The organism is Mycobacterium tuberculosis complex sp. N0072 (assembly GCF_030323725.1).
GTDB lineage: Bacteria > Actinomycetota > Actinomycetes > Mycobacteriales > Mycobacteriaceae > Mycobacterium > Mycobacterium tuberculosis.
In genome coordinates this window covers 3,423,190-3,442,209 of the sequence record NZ_CP040689.1, presented here as the reverse complement: position 1 = coordinate 3,442,209, position 19,020 = coordinate 3,423,190, and the positions used below count along the sequence as shown (strand labels likewise).

The window sequence follows — 19,020 nt, the reverse complement described above, 5'->3', positions numbered from 1 at the left end:
GCGGTAACGGCTATACGCTGGCACAATGGTGCGCGAGACACGGGTGCGGGTGGCCCGCGTCTATGAAGACATCGATCCCGACGACGGCCAGCGTGTCCTGGTCGATCGCATCTGGCCGCACGGAATCCGCAAGGATGACCAGCGGGTGGGCATCTGGTGCAAAGACGTCGCACCATCCAAAGAGCTGCGCGAGTGGTACCACCACCAGCCGGAGCGGTTTGACGAATTCGCGTCGCGCTACCAGGAGGAGCTGCACGACAGCGCGGCACTAGCCGAGCTGCGCAAGCTGACCGGGCGCAGCGTTGTGACCCCGGTGACCGCGACGCGCCACGTGGCACGCAGCCATGCGGCCGTCTTGGCGCAGTTGCTCAACGGCCGCTAATGCCAATTGGCCTGTGTGAGACGCTCGTGCGATGTGACTGGGACTGCACGCGCTGGAATAGGTGCCGGCGCCGACCCGGCGGTCGTCGATGCCGTCGCGGTTGCGGCGGACGACTGTGGCTTCGCCACCTTGTGGGTCGGCGAACATGTCGTGATGGTGGACCGGCCCGCGTCGCGTTATCCCTACTCCCGCGACGGCGTCATCGCGGTTCCGGCACAGGCGGATTGGCTTGACCCGATGATCGCGTTGAGTTTCGCCGCTGCCGCCTCGTCGCGGGTGGACGTCGCGACGGGCGTGCTACTGCTGCCTGAGCACAACCCGGTGATAGTGGCCAAAGAAGCGGCGAGCCTGGATCGGTTGAGTGGTAGGCGGCTGACACTAGGCGTGGCGTCGGATGGTCCAAGGAGGAGTTCGACGCGCTCGGAGTGCCATTCGAGCGGCGCGCAGAGCGCACCGCCGAATACGTCGCTGCAATGCGCACATTATGGCGCGACGACGTCGCATCGTTCGACGGCAACAGTCGGGTCGTGATCGTGGCGAACTGCGGCTGGCCGTGGCCCTGGCTAATCCTCAGGTTGGTGATGTCGATGTGCTCGCGAACTGGGCGTTGACGAGTTGGTGTTGGTCGAGGTGCCACCGGATAATCCTGAGGTCGTAGCGGGCTGGGTATCGGCGCTGGCCGACAAATGGATGTTCGCATCGCGGGTTGGGTAAGCGTCCCCGACGTGGGATCTGACCAATCTGGCGGCTGGCACTCAGTAGTCGTAGCGCGCCAGTGGGGTTTCACCGGTCTTTTGCGTGCCATCCCGTGACCCGGTGAGTGACACGGCCGCAGGGACCATCTCACTGGTTACCAGCCCGTGCCAGTTCGTCAGCTCATCGACGATGTCGAAGCTGCGCGCGATAGCCTGGGGTGTGTCGACGATGATCGTGGTCACCGGCACCCTACGCACCAGCTGAAATAGCTTGTCCCCATGGGGTTTATGGTCGCCGTAAAAGCCCCAGATGCCGCGCAGCGCGGTAGCGCCCCGCGCCGTTTCGGACTGCATCAGTCGATGGACAAGCGCTCGGTGGATCGGCAGCCCCTCATGATGGGTTGCTTCGGCGGTGTGAACCATGAGCTTTTGCCACAGGGTGCGTCCCTGGTCATCGGTCTGCGGCAGCTGTTGGGGGCGGGCGAACAACTCGCCGTCGCGCTTGCACAGCCGCACCCGTTCGATGGTCAGCAGCGGGTTAGGCAGTGCTGCGGTGAGTTCCATTGCGGCCACGGCAACCTGTGCAGGCGTTCCGACGGCAATGATCATCAGTGGAACATTGACGTTGCGGCCGAAGAACCGGGCCCGGCGGCGCCGACCGTGTGCCGTGCCGTCGACGCCGAGCAGCACTGTGGCACCTGCGAATCCATGTCGATGCAAAAGCTCGCAGATGGTGTAGTAGGCCGGCGCCCCGGCAACCCGCACCTGGCGGCCGGCGTAGATGGTGAGCTTGGCGGCATCTCCGTTTCGGCTGTCGATGTCGCCGAATTCCTCGGCGCCGCTGTGCCGGGTGACCAGTCGCGCCCGTTCCAGGGTCACCAGGCCGCGGTCGGTCATCGCTGTGACGTCGTCGACCAGGGAGCGGATTTTCGATTCGATGTCGACGGCGGCGACGGTCACCGGCGGGTCCTCGGACAGGCTCAGCGATTGATCGCAGCGAAACTCGTGCTTTGGCCCGAAACTGGTGGTACCGCGCAGCATCACGCTGGTCGCGACGTTATGGGAGCCGAACAGATCCAGCATCGCATCGGCCAGAAACCTCCCCGCCCCGCCGACAGCGCGTTGCCGCTCGCCGAAATACGCGGTCAGCTTCAGGCATTGCTCGTTCATATCTGGGCGATCCACTGACCGAGTAGCGCCGCGGCTAGACCGAGCACAACGCTGACGACGATATTGGCCAATGCCGAAACCATCTGGCGGTCCTCTCCCAACCGTTGGGTTTCTAGCATCCAGGTGGAAAAGGTGGTGTAGGCGCCGACGAACCCCGTGCCGGCCAGTAAGGCTGCGTCTTTCGGCAACGCCAGGCCGGCCAGAAACCCCAGCAGCGCGGCTCCGGTGATGTTCACCGTCAGTGTGCCGTAGGGAAAAGTCCGGGCCAGCCGGCGGGCCACCGAGCGATCGACCAGAAAACGCAACACGGACCCAATACCGCCGATGAGCATCACGCCGATCCAGATTGCCACCGTCAGGGCCGTCGAGGCCGTCATCGGCGTATCCGCACTCGGCGTACCAAGACCGTGGCCAGGTGCACCGCCAGCAATCCGAGGGTGATGCTGACGACGGAGTAGGCAGCGGCCAAACCCCAATGACCGTGTTCGATCATGCTGATCGTCTCGACCTGCATCGTCGAGAAAGTGGTCAGTCCGCCGCACAATCCGGTGCCGAGCAATGGGCGTCGATAACTCGACAGGGGCAATCGCTCCAGCAGCCGGGTGGTGAAATAACCCACCAGGAAGGCGCCGACGACGTTGACCGTGAACGTCGGCCATGGCCACCGGGCTGGGTCGGGGATGGCGAGTGCGCTCAGCGCTGCTCGGGCCAGCGCACCCAACGCTCCGCCGGCGAAAACCGCAGCCAACTCGCGATAATCGTGGTTTGGCACTGGTCGATCCCTCTCGGTGTGCTAATGCTGCGCTTCGCACTGTAGGGCCTGTGGGCAGAATTGGTAGCCATGGTGGCCAACCCACGAGCCGGTCAACCGGCCCAGCCCGAAGACCTCGTCGACCTGCCCCATCTGGTGACTGCGTACTACTCGATCGAACCCGATCCCGACGACCTCGCTCAACAGGTCGCTTTCGGCACCTCAGGGCACCGGGGCTCAGCCCTGACCGGAACGTTCAACGAACTACATATTCTGGCCATCACCCAGGCTATCGTCGAATACCGCGCCGCCCAGGGGACCACCGGGCCGCTGTTCATCGGCCGTGACACCCATGGCCTTTCGGAACCGGCATGGGTATCGGCGCTGGAGGTACTCGCCGCCAATCAGGTGGTGGCCGTCGTCGACTCCCGCGACCGCTACACGCCGACGCCGGCAATCAGCCACGCCATCTTGACCTACAACCGCGGCCGGACCGAAGCGCTGGCCGACGGGATCGTTGTGACGCCGTCGCACAACCCGCCGTCCGACGGCGGCATCAAGTACAACCCACCCAACGGTGGCCCGGCGGACACCGCTGCGACCACCGCAATAGCCAAGCGTGCCAACGAGATTCTGCTCGCTCGGTCGATGGTGAAGCGGTTGCCGCTGGCCCGCGCGTTACGCACCGCCCAGCGACACGACTACCTGGGCCACTATGTCGATGACCTGCCGAACGTGGTCGATATCGCCGCCATTCGCGAGGCCGGGGTGCGGATCGGCGCCGACCCGCTCGGCGGGGCCAGCGTGGATTACTGGGGTGAGATCGCCCACCGGCATGGCCTAGACCTGACCGTGGTCAATCCGCTGGTCGACGCAACCTGGCGGTTCATGACCCTGGACACCGACGGGAAGATCCGGATGGACTGCAGTTCACCGGATGCGATGGCTGGGCTCATCCGAACGATGTTCGGCAACCGGGAGCGCTACCAGATCGCCACCGGCAACGACGCCGACGCCGACCGACACGGCATAGTCACCCCTGACGAAGGGCTGCTGAATCCTAACCACTATCTGGCCGTGGCCATCGAATATCTCTACACCCACCGCCCGTCCTGGCCGGCCGGCATCGCCGTGGGCAAGACGGTGGTCAGCTCGTCGATCATCGACCGGGTGGTCGCCGGGATCGGCCGTCAACTCGTTGAGGTACCGGTCGGATTCAAATGGTTCGTCGACGGTCTGATCGGCGCCACCTTGGGCTTCGGCGGCGAGGAATCGGCGGGGGCATCATTTCTGCGACGGGACGGATCGGTATGGACCACCGACAAGGACGGCATCATCATGGCGCTGCTGGCCGCCGAGATCCTGGCGGTCACCGGGGCTACGCCGTCGCAGCGATATCACGCGCTGGCCGGCGAGTACGGTGGGCCGTGCTATGCGCGGATCGACGCGCCCGCCGATCGGGAGCAGAAAGCCCGCCTGGCCAGGCTGTCGGCCGACCAGGTGAGCGCCACCGAGTTGGCCGGTGAGCCGATCACCGCAAAGCTGACGACCGCGCCCGGCAACGGTGCTGCGCTGGGCGGATTGAAGGTGACGACGGCCAATGCGTGGTTTGCCGCGCGTCCGTCGGGCACCGAGGACGTCTACAAGATCTACGCGGAGTCCTTCCGTGGACCGCAACATCTGGTCGAGGTGCAGCAGACCGCCCGCGAAGTGGTCGATCGGGTCATCGGGTGAGGCTCGCTGACCTGGGGCTTTGAACGCTTTCCGGCGGTGGTGTAGCTTCGATGGGCATCACTTCATGGGGCTATGGCGCAGCTGGTAGCGCACCACACTGGCAGTGTGGGGGTCAGGGGTTCGAGTCCCCTTAGCTCCACTCAGGATCCCGGTGGCAGCACAGCGTCGTACTTCGGACAATACGTGCGAATCGAGACGGCCACGTAAGCGGTTGTCCGGTCGCCAAGTGCAGGGCTGCTACTCTGCAATGCCTCGACCACCTGCTGCACGGTCATGCCGCCGCCGAGATTGGTGCAGACCATCTTGCCGTTGTAGACGGCGGCATCGGGGTTGGTGAACGAGATGCCGCGATCGTGCAGGTTGCCAAGAAAGACGCTGTCCAGGTCTGGGCTTTGCAGCGTTGACGGCGGGGCGGCGGTGGGCGCGGACCGTGTTGTTAGCCCCGCAGGGGGTGGTGTCGCGGCCGCCCCAGGCTGGTCCGGGTGCCGGTGCGCTAACGTGAACCACCCGAGGAGGATGGCCGCGCCTATCCCGACGCCGACCGTCAGCAATGCTGCGGCGCTTCCCCAGAAGACCCGCCAGGACTGGTATTCGGCGGTTACTTCGTATTCGCGGGCGGTGTCAATCTCAGGTGCCGCACCGGTGGTGGGAGCCGCTGCGGTGTCAGTCGGGGGTTCGTCCCGCATGGGCAGATTGTCCCACTTCGCGCTGTTCCGGGCCGTCCGCAACCAGCCTGGCGATGGCATCGGTGAGCTCATCGGTGCTCAGCGGGGTACCGGTGATAAGCGCGTGCAGCGTAGCGCCGTCGAAAAACACGGTGACCGCGTTGGCGGCTCGTCGACCGATGCGCGGTTCGAGCAGCGCGAGTAGACCATCTGGCCACAGCCGGGCCAAGCGCTGCAGTTCCGGTCGATGAGCTGCCGCCATGTACAACTCGTTGAGCGTGCGATAGCGGTCCTGGTCGGCCAGGTAGACGGTGGTGAGCCGGGCCAGGGTCGCGGCCAGGTCGCGGTCCTTGTCGAGGTCGCTGCGCCACTGCGCCAACAGGTCGGCCGAGGCGTTTGCGGCGTGCGCGAGCGCGGCTTCCCGCAGCGCGTCGAGGTCATTGAAGTAGTAGGTCGTCGACCCGACCGGTACATTGGCCTCCGCGGCAACCCTGCGGTGGCTCAGCCCGCCAAGGCCCTGGCGAGCGATCACGCGCTCGGCCGCCTCGACGATCGCCTGCCGGCGACCGGCTGGGTCGCGTGGACGGCGGTCGGAGCCTGCGGTCAATGGGCACCCGCCAGGTTCAACGTGACCACGCCGACGACAATCAGGCCGACGCCAACCACCTTCATCACAGATATCGGCGAGCCGAGAAACAGTACGGCGACCAGCACAATGGCGGCCGTACCGATTGCCGACCACAGCGCATAGGCGACGTCCGTCTGCATGCCGTGCGAGATCGACAAGGCCAGCAGCGCGAAAGCGATGCCATAACCCACTAGACAGCCCACCGTGGGCCACAACCGAGTGAACCCTTCCGTGCTTTTGAGCAGGCTGGTTGCCACCACTTCCGCGAAGATCGCGCACAAGAGGTATAGGTAGATCAAGACCCCTCCTTTGTGTACATTTGTACATGTACAAATGTACACAAAGGAGGCTCGTGCGTCCACACGTGAGTAGGCACACCGGTGGGAGACAAAATCCGCCCAGCGTTCGCGCGGTCGATCCCCGTAACGTCGTGTCATGGTGAAAGATCTCGACCGTCGGCTCGCCGGCTGTTTGCCGGCTGTGCTGAGCCTCTTTCGGTTGGTATACGGGCTGCTGTTCGCCGGCTACGGATCGATGATCCTTTTCGGCTGGCCCGTCACCTCGGCTCAACCCGTCGAATTTGGATCCTGGCCCGGCTGGTATGCCGGGGTCATCGAGTTGGTGGCAGGTCTGCTGATCGCAACCGGGCTGTTTACCCGCGCTGTGGCGTTCGTTGCCTCGGGCGAAATGGCGGTCGCCTACTTCTGGATGCATCAACCGTATGCACTGTGGCCGATCGGCGGTCCACCGGACGGCAATGGCGGAACTCCGGCGATACTGTTCTGCTTCGGCTTCTTCCTGCTGGTGTTCACCGGTGGTGGGATCTACTCAATTGATGCTCGACGCACTGTCACTGCATAAGGCTGGTCAGGCTACCCAAGCGTCCATTGTGGCGGGGCGTCAGGGCACGTCCCTATAGGTGCCTTCGAATCCGTTTACCTGGAATCGTCGATGATCGGGGCTAGCGGATCAGGTTCCAATGGATCCTCGCGAGCGACACCACCGCCGCTCGTGAGAGCCATCGTGCCCAGCAGACCGGCCATGAGTCCCCGAGCGAACCGATAACGTCTCTTGGTCGCCCTCTCCGCCGGCTGCCGCGAATCGCGGGTTGGACCCACGCCTACTCGCCGTCTGATTGCGGCGCCGGTACCACTGCAGCGGGAGGGCTAGTCGGGCGCCGCGACGGAAGCCGAGGCCGGCGCGCCCAAACGTCGTTGCAACTTTCGCTCTGCGGCTGTAGGAATCAGGCCAGCGGGCGCGAACAACGTCGACGGCGCCGGATCGTCCTCGGCCAACGGTATGCCGCGGCCGCGAATTGTCTTCAGCGCCACTATGACTCCGGCGACAACAACCAGCACGACGACCACCACGAAGACGATCGACAGGGTGCCCTGGACGAATGTGTTCCGGACGACGTCGTTGATCTCATCGGCGTTGGTGGCCGAGCCGAACGCGGTCTCGCCTGCGTGCTGGGCTGCCGCGTAGTGAGCATGCTGAGTCCAGTAGCCGACAGAAGGATCAGCGGAGAAGATCTTCTGCCACGATGCGGTCAGGGTGACCGCCAGATCCCACAGCAGTGGAATACCCGGTATCCAAGCCCACTTCAGTCGCCCCTTCTTGATGACGACGACGGTGATGACGGTCAGCGCAATTCCGGCAAGCAACTGGTTGGCAATGCCGAACAGCGGGAACAGCGTGTTGATGCCGCCCAGCGGATCGGTCACACCGAGCAGCAGGATGCTGCCCCACGCCGCGACGACCACCAAACTGCAAGCCCACGCACCGGGACGCCAGCTCGGATTCTGCAGTTTGCGCAGCACACCGCCAAAGTTGCCCAGCGCATCGGAGATCATGAAGCGCGCGGCCCTGGTGCCGGCGTCGACGGTGGTGAGGATGAACAGAGCCTCAAACATGATCGCGAAGTGATACCAGAACGCCTTGAGGCCCACACCGCCGACCACTCGATGCAGCATCTCCGCCATGCCGAACGCCAGCGTCGGCGCACCGCCGGTGCGCGACACGATCGTCTGTTCGCCGACGCTGGCGGCGGCCTGGCTGATGTGGTCTGGGGTCACCGGTGAGCCCGTCAAACCGAGCCCGTTGACGTACTTGGCGGCGGTGGCTGCGCTGTCGTGGGTATGCAGGGACGGCGCGTTGAGGGTGAAGTATAGGTGCTGGTCGAGGATCGCCGCGGTGAGTAGTGCTATGACGGCGACGAAGGACTCGGTCATCATGCCGCCGTAGCCGATCACGCGCATCTGGCCTTCCTTCTCCAGCATCTTCGGCGTCGTGCCCGAGCAGATGAGCGCGTGGAATCCAGACAGCGCCCCGCACGCGATGGTGATGAACAGGAATGGAAACAGTGAGCCGGCGAACACCGGGCCGTTGCCGCTACCGGCGAATTTCGACACCGCTGGGGCCTCGATGATCGGGTGAGCCGCACAAACACCGATCGCGAGAAGCGCGATGGTGCCGACCTTCATGAACGTTGACAGGTAGTCGCGTGGCGCGAGCAGCAGCCACACCGGCAGCACCGAAGCTGCGAAGCCATAGCTGATGAGAAGCCAACACAGTGTCACCGGTGACAAGCTGAACCACGCTGCGCCCCAGGAGGTATGGGCAACCCAATCACCGGAGACAACGGCGAGCAGCAGCAGTCCGATCCCGATCAATGAAACTTCCGACACCCGCCCGGGACGTAGGAACCGCAAGTAGCAGCCCATGAAGATGGCGATGGGGATGGTCATGGCGATCGAGAAGACGCCCCATGGGCTCTTGGCCAGGGCCCGCACGACCACCAGCGCCAGCACCGCGATCACAATGGTGATAATGACCGGGATTCCAACGAGGGCGGCCACTCCGGCGGTGGCGCCGAGTTCGTCGCGAACCATCTGACCCAGGGAGCGGCCACGCCGCCGCACGGAGATCCACAACACCAGGTAGTCCTGGACACATCCGGCCAGCACCGCGCCGACGACAATCCAGATGCTGCTGGGTAAGTAACCCATCTGGGTGGCCAGTACTGGTCCGACAAGCGGCCCGGCACCGGCGATAGCGGCGAAGTGGTGTCCGAATACCACCCGCCGGTCGGTGGGCACGTAGTCGGTGCCGTCGTCGAGGATTTCGGCCGGGGTGGCGTGATCGTCGCGGGGACGGACGACTTTCATTTCGATCAGCCGCGCATAAAACCGGAACCCGATGATGTAGGTGCAGCCCGCTGCGACCACGATCCAGACCGCGTTGACCGGCTCGTTGCGGAAGAACGCGACGACGGTCCAGGCGAGAGCGCCGATCACGGCAACGGCCACGAAGAAGATCTTGTGCCGAAGCGTGATGGGGGAGCGACCGAGGATGGCCACGGGTGGCAGGTCGGCATCGGCGCGGACGCAGCTGGCGTGTCCGGAGCGTTCTTCGATCCGATTCGACGGGGTCGGCGCTGCCACCGTCACCTCCCTCAATCACGGGTGCGATCTCCGTTGATCCTTGCAGCTGCTTGTCCCGCCCGCTTGGTCGACGAGCGTGAATCTGGCGACGCCCAGCCGGCGTGTCCCGTCGCAGGAGTCACTCTCGCCGTGCGATCAGTAGAGCGCGCGCACGGCATCGATGGTGTCGGCCTCGGCCGGGTCCTTGTCGGCGCGGTAGCGCACCACGCGGGCAAACCGCAATGCCAGCCCGCCCGGGTAGCGCGACGACCTTTGCACGCCGTCGAGGGCTACCTCGACCACCTGCTCGGGCCTAAGTTGGACGACGTAGCCGTCTGTCGGACCCACCGCGATCTCGTGAAACCTGGTGGTCTGCCAGTCCAGCATGGCGTCGGTCATTCCTTTGAAGGTCTTGCCCACCATCACGAATCCACCGGTAGCCGGATCGCGTGCGCCCAGGTGAATATTGGAGAGCTTGCCGCGCCGGCGTCCCGAGCCCCATTCCACCGCGAGCACCACCAAGTCGAGTGTGTGCACCGGCTTGACCTTCAGCCAGCCCGCTCCGCGGCGACCCGCAAGGTAACGAGCGGCCGGTGCCTTGGCCATCACCCCCTCGTGGCCGGCGGCCAGCGTCGCATCCAGGAAGTTGGCCGCGTCCGTTGGATCGGACGTGATCAGCCGGTCCACGCGGTGCCGAGCCGGCACCAGTGCGTCCAGGGCGGCCAGCCGCTCGGTGGTCGGCGCTTCGAGCAAGTCGGTACCATCCCGATGCAGGATGTCGAAGAAGAACACCGAAAGTGGCTGCGTCGCGCGGGCAGCCGCAACATCGACCGATCGGCCGAACCGTGATGCGGTGACCTGGAAACGCTGCGGCCGGTTGTCCGGGCACAGCGCGATCGCCTCGCCGTCGGCCACTAGATCCCGGACCGGCAGTGCCAGTGTTGCCTCCACCACCTCGGGCAGCCGGGCAGTGACGTCGTCCAGGCTTCGGGTGTAGATCCTGACCTGGTCGTTTGCCCGGTGGATCTGCACTCGCGCGCCGTCTAGTTTAGCCTCGAAAATGGTTGTGCCGCCGTGACGTTCGAGTGCATCATGGACGCTGGTCGCGGTCTGTGCCAGCATCGGGCCTATCGGTCGGCCCACTCGCAGGGTGAAGGTGTCCAGCGCCGCGCCGGACAGGCCGGCCGCCGCCGCTGCCGCCAGGTCGCCGCCTAGCATCGCGGCGCGTTGGACCGTCGCGGCCGGGAGCCCGGCGGCCTGGGCGACCGCATCGGCCATGATCCCGCCCTTTGCGCCCTGGCGCAGTTCACCGCCGAGCAGTCGCAACAAAAAGGTTTGCTCAGCTTCGGTTGCGGCGGAGAACAATTCCGCAACGAGTGCCGCGCGCTGCGCCTGAGACCCTTTGCCCGATAGAGTGCCGATCTTAGAGAGGGTGGCGTCGACACCGGTGACGGTCAACGCCGGTTGCGGCGCGGGCGGCGGTAGGGACCGCAATGCCGCCCACCCGACACCGATATGGCGTTGCGGCAGCTCGCCGGAGAGCCACGACACGATGATCGTGACCAGCTGTGTGTCTGGCGCGGCGCGGTGCAACAGGGCGGCGATGCGCGCGACCTTGGTCAGCCGCGACGAGGTGGCGGCCACGTCCATTGAGGTGATGGCCACGTCGTGAAGGAGCACGGTTCAGCTTGGCATGTCTCGCCGACATCGTTGGCGAGGGCAAGGCTGGCGTGCCCGAGCAAGCCGTGTCTCGCGGCCGCGACAGACAATTAGTATACTCTTTACCAATACCGCCTGGGGGCTATGTGGGTCCGGTAGTGCCGCTAGGAGGCCTTGATGGGTATTGCATTGACCGACGACCATCGCGAGCTCTCCGGGGTGGCTCGCGCGTTCTTGACTTCGCAGAAGGTGCGCTGGGCGGCGCGTGCATCACTGGACGCGGCGGGGGACGCCCGCCCGCCGTTCTGGCAGAACCTCGCCGAGCTGGGCTGGCTCGGCCTGCATATCGACGAGCGACACGGTGGCTCTGGCTATGGCCTGTCCGAGCTTGTGGTGGTGATCGAAGAGCTCGGTCGTGCGGTGGCACCGGGGCTGTTTGTGCCGACCGTGATCGCCTCAGCGGTGGTCGCCAAAGAAGGTACTGATGACCAACGGGCACGGCTGTTGCCGGCGCTGATTGACGGAACCCTGACGGCGGGTGTGGGACTGGATAGTCAGGTGCAGGTTACCGACGGTGTTGCCGACGGTGAGGCGGGAATCGTGTTGGGCGCCGGGCTTGCCGAGCTGCTGTTGGTTGCCGCCGGTGACGACGTGCTGGTGTTGGAACGCGGCCGCAAGGGCGTCTCGGTTGATGTGCCGGAAAACTTTGATCCGACCCGGCGGAGTGGCCGCGTGCGCCTGGACAACGTGCGCGTCACGACCGACGACATCCTGCTTGGTGCGTATGAATCGGCTTTGGCCCGCGCGCGCACATTGCTGGCCGCCGAGGCCGTCGGTGGGGCGGCCGACTGCGTGGACAGCGCCGTGGCCTATGCCAAGGTGCGACAGCAATTCGGCCGTACCATCGCCACGTTTCAAGCGGTGAAGCATCACTGCGCGAACATGCTGGTGGCCGCCGAGTCGGCGATCGCCGCGGTCTGGGATGCCGCGCGTGCGGCAGCAGAGGATGAGGAGCAGTTTCGGCTGGCCGCCGCGGTCGCTGCGGCCCTGGCGTTTCCGGCCTATGCACGCAATGCCGAGCTCAACATCCAGGTGCACGGCGGTATTGGCTTTACCTGGGAGCATGACGCGCATCTGCATCTACGCCGGGCGTTGGTGACCGTGGGATTGTTCGGCGGTGATGCGCCCGTCCGAGACGTTTTCGAGCGCACCGCGGCTGGCGTTACCCGGGCGATCAGCTTGGACCTGCCGGCACAGGCCGAGGAGCTGCGCGCCCGCATCCGTTCGGACGCCGCTGAAATCGCTGCTCTGGAAAAGGATGCACAGCGCGACAAGCTGATCGAGACGGCCTATGTGATGCCGCATTGGCCCAGGCCGTGGGGTCGTGCCGCGGGCGCGGTGGAGCAGTTGGTGATCGAGGAAGAGTTCAGCGCGGCGGGCATCGAGCGCCCGGATTACTCGATCACCGGGTGGGTGATCTTGACGCTGATTCAGCACGGAACGCCTTGGCAGATTGAAAGATTCGTCGAGAAAGCGCTGCGCCAGCAGGAGATATGGTGCCAACTGTTCTCCGAACCTGACGCGGGGTCTGACGCGGCCTCGGTCAAGACCCGCGCAACTCGGGTGGAGGGCGGCTGGAAGATCAACGGGCAAAAGGTGTGGACCAGCGGAGCGCAGTACTGCGCGCGTGGCCTGGCTACCGTGCGTACCGATCCGGATGCCCCCAAACACGCTGGCATCACCACGGTGATCATCGACATGTTGGCCCCCGGTGTCGAGGTGCGGCCGCTGCGGCAGATCACCGGCGACTCGGAATTCAACGAGGTGTTCTTCAACGATGTCTTCGTCCCCGATGAGGACGTTGTCGGGGCGCCGAACTCCGGGTGGACGGTGGCGCGGGCAACGCTGGGCAACGAGCGGGTCAGCATCGGCGGCAGTGGCTCGTACTACGAAGCAATGGCGGCGAAGCTGGTGCAATTGGTCCAGCGGCGGTCAGATGCGTTTGCGGGCGCCCCAATTCGAGTCGGCGCTTTCCTCGCAGAGGATCACGCACTGCGGCTGCTGAACCTGCGCCGTGCCGCTCGCAGCGTCGAAGGAGCCGGCCCTGGTCCGGAGGGCAACATCACCAAGCTCAAAGTGGCAGAGCACATGATCGAGGGCGCCGCCATCGCGGCCGCGCTATGGGGGCCCGAGATTGCGTTGCTGGACGGCCCCGGCAGGGTGATTGGCCGAACGGTGATGGGCGCCCGTGGCATGGCGATCGCCGGCGGCACGTCGGAGGTGACCCGCAATCAGATTGCCGAGCGGATCCTGGGCATGCCGCGTGATCCCCTGATTAGCTAGGGCCCAGCTCGCCCGGTTGCGCGAGCAGACGCAGAATCGCCTCAAAATCTTGGATTTTGGGCGATTCTGCGTCTGCTCGCGCCCTTGACTCAGCCAATACAGTACACTCTATTGAAATGAGCACCGAGCCGGACGCGGTCTGGACGGACAAGCGAGCGTCGAAGATCGCCCGCCGCATCGAGGCGGACATCGTCCGCCGCGGCTGGCCGATCGGAGCATCCTTGGGTTCGGAAAGCGCTTTGCAGCAACGCTTTTGCGTGAGTCGATCGGTGCTGCGCGAAGCTGTGCGTCTGGTTGAGCACCATCAGGTGGCAAGAATGCGTCGTGGACCGAACGGCGGGCTGTTCATCTGCGAGCCAAATGCCGGGCCCGCTACCCGCGCCGTGGTCATCTATCTCGAATACCTGGGCACCACCATCGGTGACTTGCTCGGCGCGCGTCTGGTGCTCGAACCCTTGGCGGCCTCTCTTGCCGCAGAGCATATCGACGAACCCGGCATCGAAAGGCTGCGAGCGGTCTTGCGCGCAGAGGAACGGTGGCGGCCCGGTTTGCCCCCGCCGCCTGAGCAGTTTTACCGCGTGCTCGCGGAGCAATCGAAAAACCCTGTCCTACAGCTGTTTATCGACATCTTGATGCGGCTGACCAAGCGATACGTCCAGAAGTCAGGTACCCAATCCGCAGGTGAGGCCGTCGAGGCGGCCGGTCAAGTGCACAACGAACATTCCGATATCGTCGCGGCCGTCACGGCGGGTGATTCGGCGTGGGCCAAAACCTTAAGCGAACGACACGTTGAGGCGGTAGCCGGCTGGCTGCAGCAGCACCAGCGCGGCAACGATGCGGCCGTCCGCAACGGGGGCCGGGCGCGTGAGCCGCGCCGGGCCCAGCAGCTGATCCTGGGCGCGCCCCGCGGCAAGCTGGCCGAGGTGTTGGCGGCCACCATTGGCGACGATATCGCCGCCAGCGGCTGGCAGGTCGGGTCGGTCTTCGGGACCGAGACAGCGCTGTTGGAACGCTACCAGGTGAGCCGCGCGGTGCTTCGGGAAGCGGTGCGGCTGCTGGAATATCACGCGATCGCGCACATGCGCCGCGGACCCGGCGGCGGGTTGGTCGTCACCACCCCCCAGCCACAAGCCAGCATCGACACCATCGCGCTCTATCTGCAGTACCGCAAGCCGAGCCGCGAAGACCTACGGTGCGTCCGGGATGCCATCGAGATCGACAATGTCGCGAAAGTTGTCAAGCGCCGCAGCGAACCTGAGGTTGCGTCCTTCCTCGATACGCTGGGGCGGCCGAGGTTGGATAACCCCACCGACGATGTACGCGCGGCCGCCGTCGAGGAGTTTCGGTTCCACGTCGGACTGGCGCGAGCGGCCGGCAATACGATGCTGGATCTGTTCCTGCTGATACTGGTCGAGCTGTTCCGCCGGCACTTGTCGAGCACAGAGCAGGCGCTGCCGACATGGAGCGACGTGGTCGCTGTGGGACATGCCCACGTACGGATTCTCGAAGCGATCGGCTCTGGTGACGACAGCCTGGCCCGTTGCCGCACCCGCCGCCATCTGGACGCTGCCGCTTCCTGGTGGCTCTAAGCACCAAAGTACGGATGAGTGTGTCCGCGCTCGTCCGCACCGTGCCCGACGGCGACGTGACTGCCCCATCGGGTAGTTAGCAGCTACCCTGAGGCCGGACCTACCGCCTTAACTCCTGCTGCGGGAGAGGTGGCTGAGGCATCTGGATTGTGCATCCCACCGCTGTCAGGGCAAAAGCAGCGACCAGTGCTGCGCCCAGCAATTGCCCTACCCGGATCCGCCTGTTGCCTTTTGCGATCATCGGTCGCGCCCTTCTTGCTCCTGCATGTGCGTGGTTGCGCTGCACCCGTCCGGCGAGGTCGCAGAGCAGCTAACCGAGGCTTTGAGGAATTAACTCCGATTCCGGCAGAACCGTGGGAACGCGCTGGGTAGCGCAGCCCGCTGCTAGTACTGCAACTACCGCAGCCAGCGCCGCGACCAGTGTCTGAAACGCCCGCAAACCCTTGCTTTTAGTCGCGCTCATCGATTGAGCCTTTCGTCGCTGGAGCACACCCATATTCCGCGGTTTCCACACCGTCATCAGATGCTATCGCCAGGTTCCACCGCAGCGAGGGTTTTCTGCAACAGGGGACGTCCAAATTCAAACGGTCGTCATAGAAGTCGAAAGGGCTTGCACCGTCGGCGCACGATAGCGACGCTGACCATTCGCGCGACCCGCGGCGGGATCTGATCCAGACCGACTCCCGCCGCGGGTCGAAAGTGGGTGCGGGCTGCGCACTGGCACTTTCATCTGCGGCACCGGTGGATTGGCGGAATCCGCCGAAGAGGGCCTACCTGGGACGCAGCACGATCGGCATCCCGTCCATCGGGATCGGCATGGCACTGTAGTCCCAGCGGGGCTGGTAGTCGGGACGGGACAGCTCCAGCCGGTAGCGGCGCAGCAGCCGGTGCAGGATCGTCTTTATCTCCAATTGGCCGAACACCATCCCGATGCACTTGTGCACGCCGCCGCCGAACGGCGTGAACGCATAGCGGTGCCGCTTGTGCTCGTTGCGCGGCTCGGTAAACCGTTCCGGGTCGAATGTCAGCGGGTCTGTCCAGATTTCCGGCAGGCGATGATTCATCCCTGGGTATGCGATCACGTTGGTGCCCTTGGGTAGGTAGTAGCCCAGCAGTTCGGTATCGCGCACCGTCTGCCGCATCGCCCACTGGACCGGCGTCACCAACCGGATCGACTCGTTCATCACCAGGTCGAGCGATTCCAGCTGCTCTAGGGATTCGATGTCGAGCGGCCCATCGCCATGCCGGTCCGATTCGTCGCGGCAGCGCTGCTGCCATTCCGGGTGGGCGGCCAGCTGGTAGGCCATCGTCGTGGCCGTTGACGTCGAGGTATCGTGGGCGGCCATCATCAAGAAGATCATGTGGTTGACGATGTCGGCGTCGGAGAACCGGTTGCCGTCGTCGTCTTCGGTCTGGCACAACACCGTCAGCAGGTCGTTGCCCGACGCTTCGCGGCGCTCTTTGACTCGGGCGGTGAAGTAGTTTTCCAGCAGCTCGCGTGCTCGCAGTCCTCGCCACCAGGTGAACGGTGGCACGCTGGTGCGGATCACCGCGTTGCCGGCACGGGTGGTAATCGTGAACGCCTTGTTCACCTTGGTGACCAGTTCGTGATCGGTGCCGGGTTCGTGGCCCATGAAGACCATCGAGGCGATGTCAAGCGTGAGCGCCTTCATGGCCGGATAGACAAGGAAGCGTGCGTCGTTGACGACCCAGTCGTCGGCGACCACCCGCGAGACGACCCTGTCCATCTGCTCGAGGTAGCCGGCGAGCCTGGACCGGACGAACGCCTCCTGCATGATCCGTCGGTGGAACATGTGCTCTTCGAAGTCGAGCAGCATCAGGCCGCGGTGGAAGAAGGGCCCGATCACGGGCACCCAGCCCTGCTGCGAGTAGTCCTTGTTGCGGTTGGAGTAGATGACCTGCGCCGCGTCAGGGCCCAGTGCTGCGACACCCGGCAGCACAGCTGAGTCGCCGAATACGACCGGACCCTTCGTCTTGTACAGGAACATCAGATAGTCCGGTCCGCCGCGCAACATCTCGATCATGTGCCCAAGGATCGGCAGCCCCGCGTCACCGACGACCGGCTTGAGCCCGCTGCCTGGCGGCGGTTCGGCGAGTTTCTTCTCCGGGAATTTGGTGTTCAGCAGCATGTGTTCGACAAGACTCATGCCGGGAAAGTTGTTGAACGACGGCGTGAAGCGACGCTTGGCTTGGTCAAGGAGGTATGCCGGGGGGTGGATCGTCGCCATTGGCGCTCCTTACCGGTGGTGGCTGTAACTGAAATCTATCCTTCTGGTCAATTTGACGGCTACCGATGTTCCGTTTTCAGACGCCATGGTGCAAGGTCAAGGGGGTGATCAAAAGGTGACCAGTCATGCCGCAGACGAGAAGCAGGCTGCGCCGCCGATGCGACGGCGTGGTGACAGGCATCGCCAGGCGATTCTGCGGGCCGCACGCGAACTGCTGGAGGAGACACCGTTCGCGGAATTGTCGGTGCGCGCTATCAGCCTTCGCGCAGGGGTAGCCCGCTCCGGTTTCTACTTCTACTTCGATTCCAAATACTCGGTGCTCGCCCAGATCTTGGCCGAGGCCACCGAAGAACTCGAAGAAGCCAGCCAGCATTTCTCCGCCCGTCAGCCAGGGGAGTCACCCGAGCAGTTCGTCAACCGGATGATCGGCAGCGTCGCCGCCGTTTACGCGAACAACGACCCGGTGCTGCGGGCCTGTAATGCGGCACGCCAGAGCGACATGGAGATCCGCGATATTCTCGAGCGGCAGTTCCAAGTGCTGTTGCGTGAAACCATCGGCGTCTTCGAGGCTGAGGTGAAGGCCGGCACTGCGCATCCGATCAGCGAAGACCTCCCGACGCTCGTCCGCACCCTGGCAGCTACCACCGCGCTGATGCTGACCGGTGACGCTTTGCTCGTCGGCCCCGACAGTGACGCAGCGCGCCGGGTTCGGGTGCTTGAACAGATGTGGCTCAACGCGCTTTGGGGTGGCGGCAAGGCCCCATAGCTATCGGGGCGCATCGATCGTCCTACCGGAGGGGGTGTCGGTACCGCCGGTATCGTCACGACCATGTTGCAGAGGGGAGCCGGACAGTATTTCGCGGGTAAGCGGTGCTTTGTCACCGGCGCGGCCAGTGGCATCGGTCGCGCGACCGCGTTGCGCCTCGCGGCGCAAGGTGCCGAGCTGTATCTGACCGACCGCGACCGTGATGGCTTGGCGCAAACCGTGTGTGACGCCCGTGCACTCGGCGCTCAGGTGCCCGAGCATCGAGTTCTGGACGTCTCCGACTACCAGGACGTGGCGGCATTCGCGGCCGATATCCACGCCCGTCATCCCAGCATGGACGTGGTACTAAACATCGCCGGTGTGTCGGCCTGGGGCACCGTTGACCAGCTCACGCACGATCAGTGGAGCAGGATGGTCGCGATCAATCTCATGGGCCCAATCCACGTCATCGAGACCTTGGTCCCACCGATGGTCGCCGCCGGTCGGGGCGGGCACCTGGTCAATGTGTCCTCGGCGGCCGGGCTGGTTGGCTTGCCGTGGCATGCGGCCTATAGCGCTAGCAAGTACGGGTTGCGGGGACTTTCTGAGGTGCTGCGCTTCGATCTGGCCCGGCACGGCATCGGGGTGTCGGTCGTGGTGCCTGGCGCCGTCAAGACCCCGCTGGTCAATACGGTCGAGATCGCCGGAGTGGATCGCGACGACCCGAGGGTCAACCGCTGGGTCGAACGGTTCAGTGGTCACGCCGTGACGCCGGAGAAGGCGGCCGACAAAATTTTGGCCGGGGTCACAAGGAACAGATACCTGGTCTATACGTCGGCGGACATCCGGGCGCTGTATGCGTTCAAGCGATATGCGTGGTGGCCATACACCCTGGTGATGCGACGAGTCAACGTGTTCTTCACGCGCGCGCTTCGGCCCGGGCCATAGCGGCCGGTGCGGTCAAGACTTCGCGCCGCCCAGGTGCGGT

16 protein-coding genes, 1 tRNA gene and 1 pseudogene are annotated in these 19,020 nt (G+C 64.8%); 9 read left to right on the top strand and 9 right to left on the bottom strand.

Translation table 11 applies throughout. The features are described from left to right. The first annotated feature begins 25 nt into the window (after window positions 1-25). Together FF952_RS16215 and FF952_RS20840 are read left to right on the top strand one after the other, a co-directional pair. Entirely contained in the window at window positions 26-382 is a 357-nt protein-coding gene (locus FF952_RS16215) for a DUF488 domain-containing protein (RefSeq protein ID WP_003416050.1), read from the top strand. Window positions 383-397: 15 nt separating this feature from the next. Continuing rightward, a pseudogene (locus tag FF952_RS20840) lies at window positions 398-993 on the top strand (LLM class flavin-dependent oxidoreductase). Between the two features lie 144 nt (window positions 994-1,137). On the opposite strand, the gene FF952_RS16200 reads toward FF952_RS20840, so the two are convergent. The 3 genes from FF952_RS16200 to crcB (FF952_RS16190) are packed head-to-tail and all read right to left on the bottom strand — an operon-like array spanning window position 1,138 to window position 3,019. Further along, the gene (locus FF952_RS16200; RefSeq protein ID WP_003901532.1) at window positions 1,138-2,247 is read right to left on the bottom strand and encodes a DUF190 domain-containing protein; all 1,110 of its coding nucleotides are present in this window, start codon (window positions 2,245-2,247) and stop codon (window positions 1,138-1,140) included. Further along, complete coding sequence (gene crcB / locus FF952_RS16195) at window positions 2,244-2,624, bottom strand: fluoride efflux transporter CrcB (protein WP_003416046.1); 381 nt, start codon at window positions 2,622-2,624, stop codon at window positions 2,244-2,246. The genes FF952_RS16200 and crcB (FF952_RS16195) overlap by 4 nt, the downstream gene beginning before the upstream one ends. Beyond that, entirely contained in the window at window positions 2,621-3,019 is a 399-nt protein-coding gene (gene crcB / locus FF952_RS16190) for a fluoride efflux transporter CrcB (RefSeq protein ID WP_003416045.1), read from the bottom strand. Before crcB (FF952_RS16190) ends, crcB (FF952_RS16195) begins: the two co-directional genes overlap by 4 nt. A gap of 69 nt (window positions 3,020-3,088) precedes the next feature. Between crcB (FF952_RS16190) and pgm the strand changes: the two genes are divergently transcribed. Both pgm and FF952_RS16180 read left to right on the top strand, forming a co-directional pair. Then, window positions 3,089-4,732 (top strand): phosphoglucomutase (alpha-D-glucose-1,6-bisphosphate-dependent), encoded by a 1,644-nt coding sequence (pgm, locus tag FF952_RS16185; protein WP_003899902.1) that lies wholly within the window; start codon window positions 3,089-3,091, stop codon window positions 4,730-4,732. Between the two features lie 66 nt (window positions 4,733-4,798). Then, window positions 4,799-4,871: transfer RNA gene (locus FF952_RS16180), tRNA-Ala, on the top strand. Between the two features lies 1 nt (window position 4,872). On the opposite strand, the gene FF952_RS16175 is transcribed toward FF952_RS16180, so the two are convergent. The 3 genes from FF952_RS16175 to mmr are packed head-to-tail and all read right to left on the bottom strand — an operon-like array spanning window position 4,873 to window position 6,324. Continuing rightward, entirely contained in the window at window positions 4,873-5,418 is a 546-nt protein-coding gene (locus tag FF952_RS16175; protein ID WP_017351165.1) for a DUF732 domain-containing protein, read from the bottom strand. After that, entirely contained in the window at window positions 5,396-6,004 is a 609-nt protein-coding gene (locus FF952_RS16170) for a TetR/AcrR family transcriptional regulator (RefSeq protein ID WP_003416005.1), read from the bottom strand. The genes FF952_RS16175 and FF952_RS16170 overlap by 23 nt, the downstream gene beginning before the upstream one ends. Then, window positions 6,001-6,324 (bottom strand): multidrug efflux SMR transporter Mmr, encoded by a 324-nt coding sequence (gene mmr, locus FF952_RS16165; protein ID WP_003415995.1) that lies wholly within the window; start codon window positions 6,322-6,324, stop codon window positions 6,001-6,003. The genes FF952_RS16170 and mmr overlap by 4 nt, the downstream gene beginning before the upstream one ends. A gap of 136 nt (window positions 6,325-6,460) precedes the next feature. On the opposite strand from mmr, the gene FF952_RS16160 reads away from it, so the two are divergent. Beyond that, window positions 6,461-6,886, top strand: coding sequence for a DoxX family protein (locus FF952_RS16160; RefSeq protein WP_003415994.1), 426 nt, complete (start codon window positions 6,461-6,463; stop codon window positions 6,884-6,886). 305 nt (window positions 6,887-7,191) lie between these two features. On the opposite strand, the gene FF952_RS16155 is transcribed toward FF952_RS16160, so the two are convergent. Further along, window positions 7,192-9,468 carry a carbon starvation CstA family protein gene (locus tag FF952_RS16155; protein ID WP_003415992.1) on the bottom strand — a complete coding sequence of 759 codons (2,277 nt, stop codon included), beginning with the start codon at window positions 9,466-9,468 and terminating at the stop codon, window positions 7,192-7,194. 135 nt (window positions 9,469-9,603) lie between these two features. Then, entirely contained in the window at window positions 9,604-11,127 is a 1,524-nt protein-coding gene (locus FF952_RS16150) for an ATP-dependent DNA ligase (RefSeq protein ID WP_003415991.1), read from the bottom strand. Window positions 11,128-11,283: 156 nt separating this feature from the next. Here FF952_RS16150 and FF952_RS16145 point away from each other — a divergent pair, with 156 nt between their 5' ends. Together FF952_RS16145 and FF952_RS16140 are read left to right on the top strand one after the other, a co-directional pair. Beyond that, on the top strand, window positions 11,284-13,449 hold the full coding sequence (locus tag FF952_RS16145) for an acyl-CoA dehydrogenase family protein (RefSeq protein WP_031680806.1): 2,166 nt from the start codon (window positions 11,284-11,286) through the stop codon (window positions 13,447-13,449). A 116-nt stretch (window positions 13,450-13,565) separates the two neighbouring features. Beyond that, window positions 13,566-15,038, top strand: coding sequence for a FadR/GntR family transcriptional regulator (locus FF952_RS16140; RefSeq protein ID WP_003415989.1), 1,473 nt, complete (start codon window positions 13,566-13,568; stop codon window positions 15,036-15,038). Window positions 15,039-15,808: 770 nt separating this feature from the next. Here the strand turns inward: FF952_RS16140 and FF952_RS16135 are convergent. After that, a complete protein-coding gene (locus FF952_RS16135) occupies window positions 15,809-17,287 on the bottom strand; it encodes a cytochrome P450 (RefSeq protein WP_003415988.1) in 1,479 nt (492 codons plus the stop codon). Between the two features lie 115 nt (window positions 17,288-17,402). On the opposite strand from FF952_RS16135, the gene FF952_RS16130 reads away from it, so the two are divergent. Continuing rightward, on the top strand, window positions 17,403-18,053 hold the full coding sequence (locus FF952_RS16130) for a TetR/AcrR family transcriptional regulator (RefSeq protein WP_003415987.1): 651 nt from the start codon (window positions 17,403-17,405) through the stop codon (window positions 18,051-18,053). 63 nt (window positions 18,054-18,116) lie between these two features. Further along, the gene (locus tag FF952_RS16125) at window positions 18,117-18,980 is read left to right on the top strand and encodes an SDR family oxidoreductase (protein WP_003415986.1); all 864 of its coding nucleotides are present in this window, start codon (window positions 18,117-18,119) and stop codon (window positions 18,978-18,980) included. Window positions 18,981-19,020: the final 40 nt, after the last annotated feature.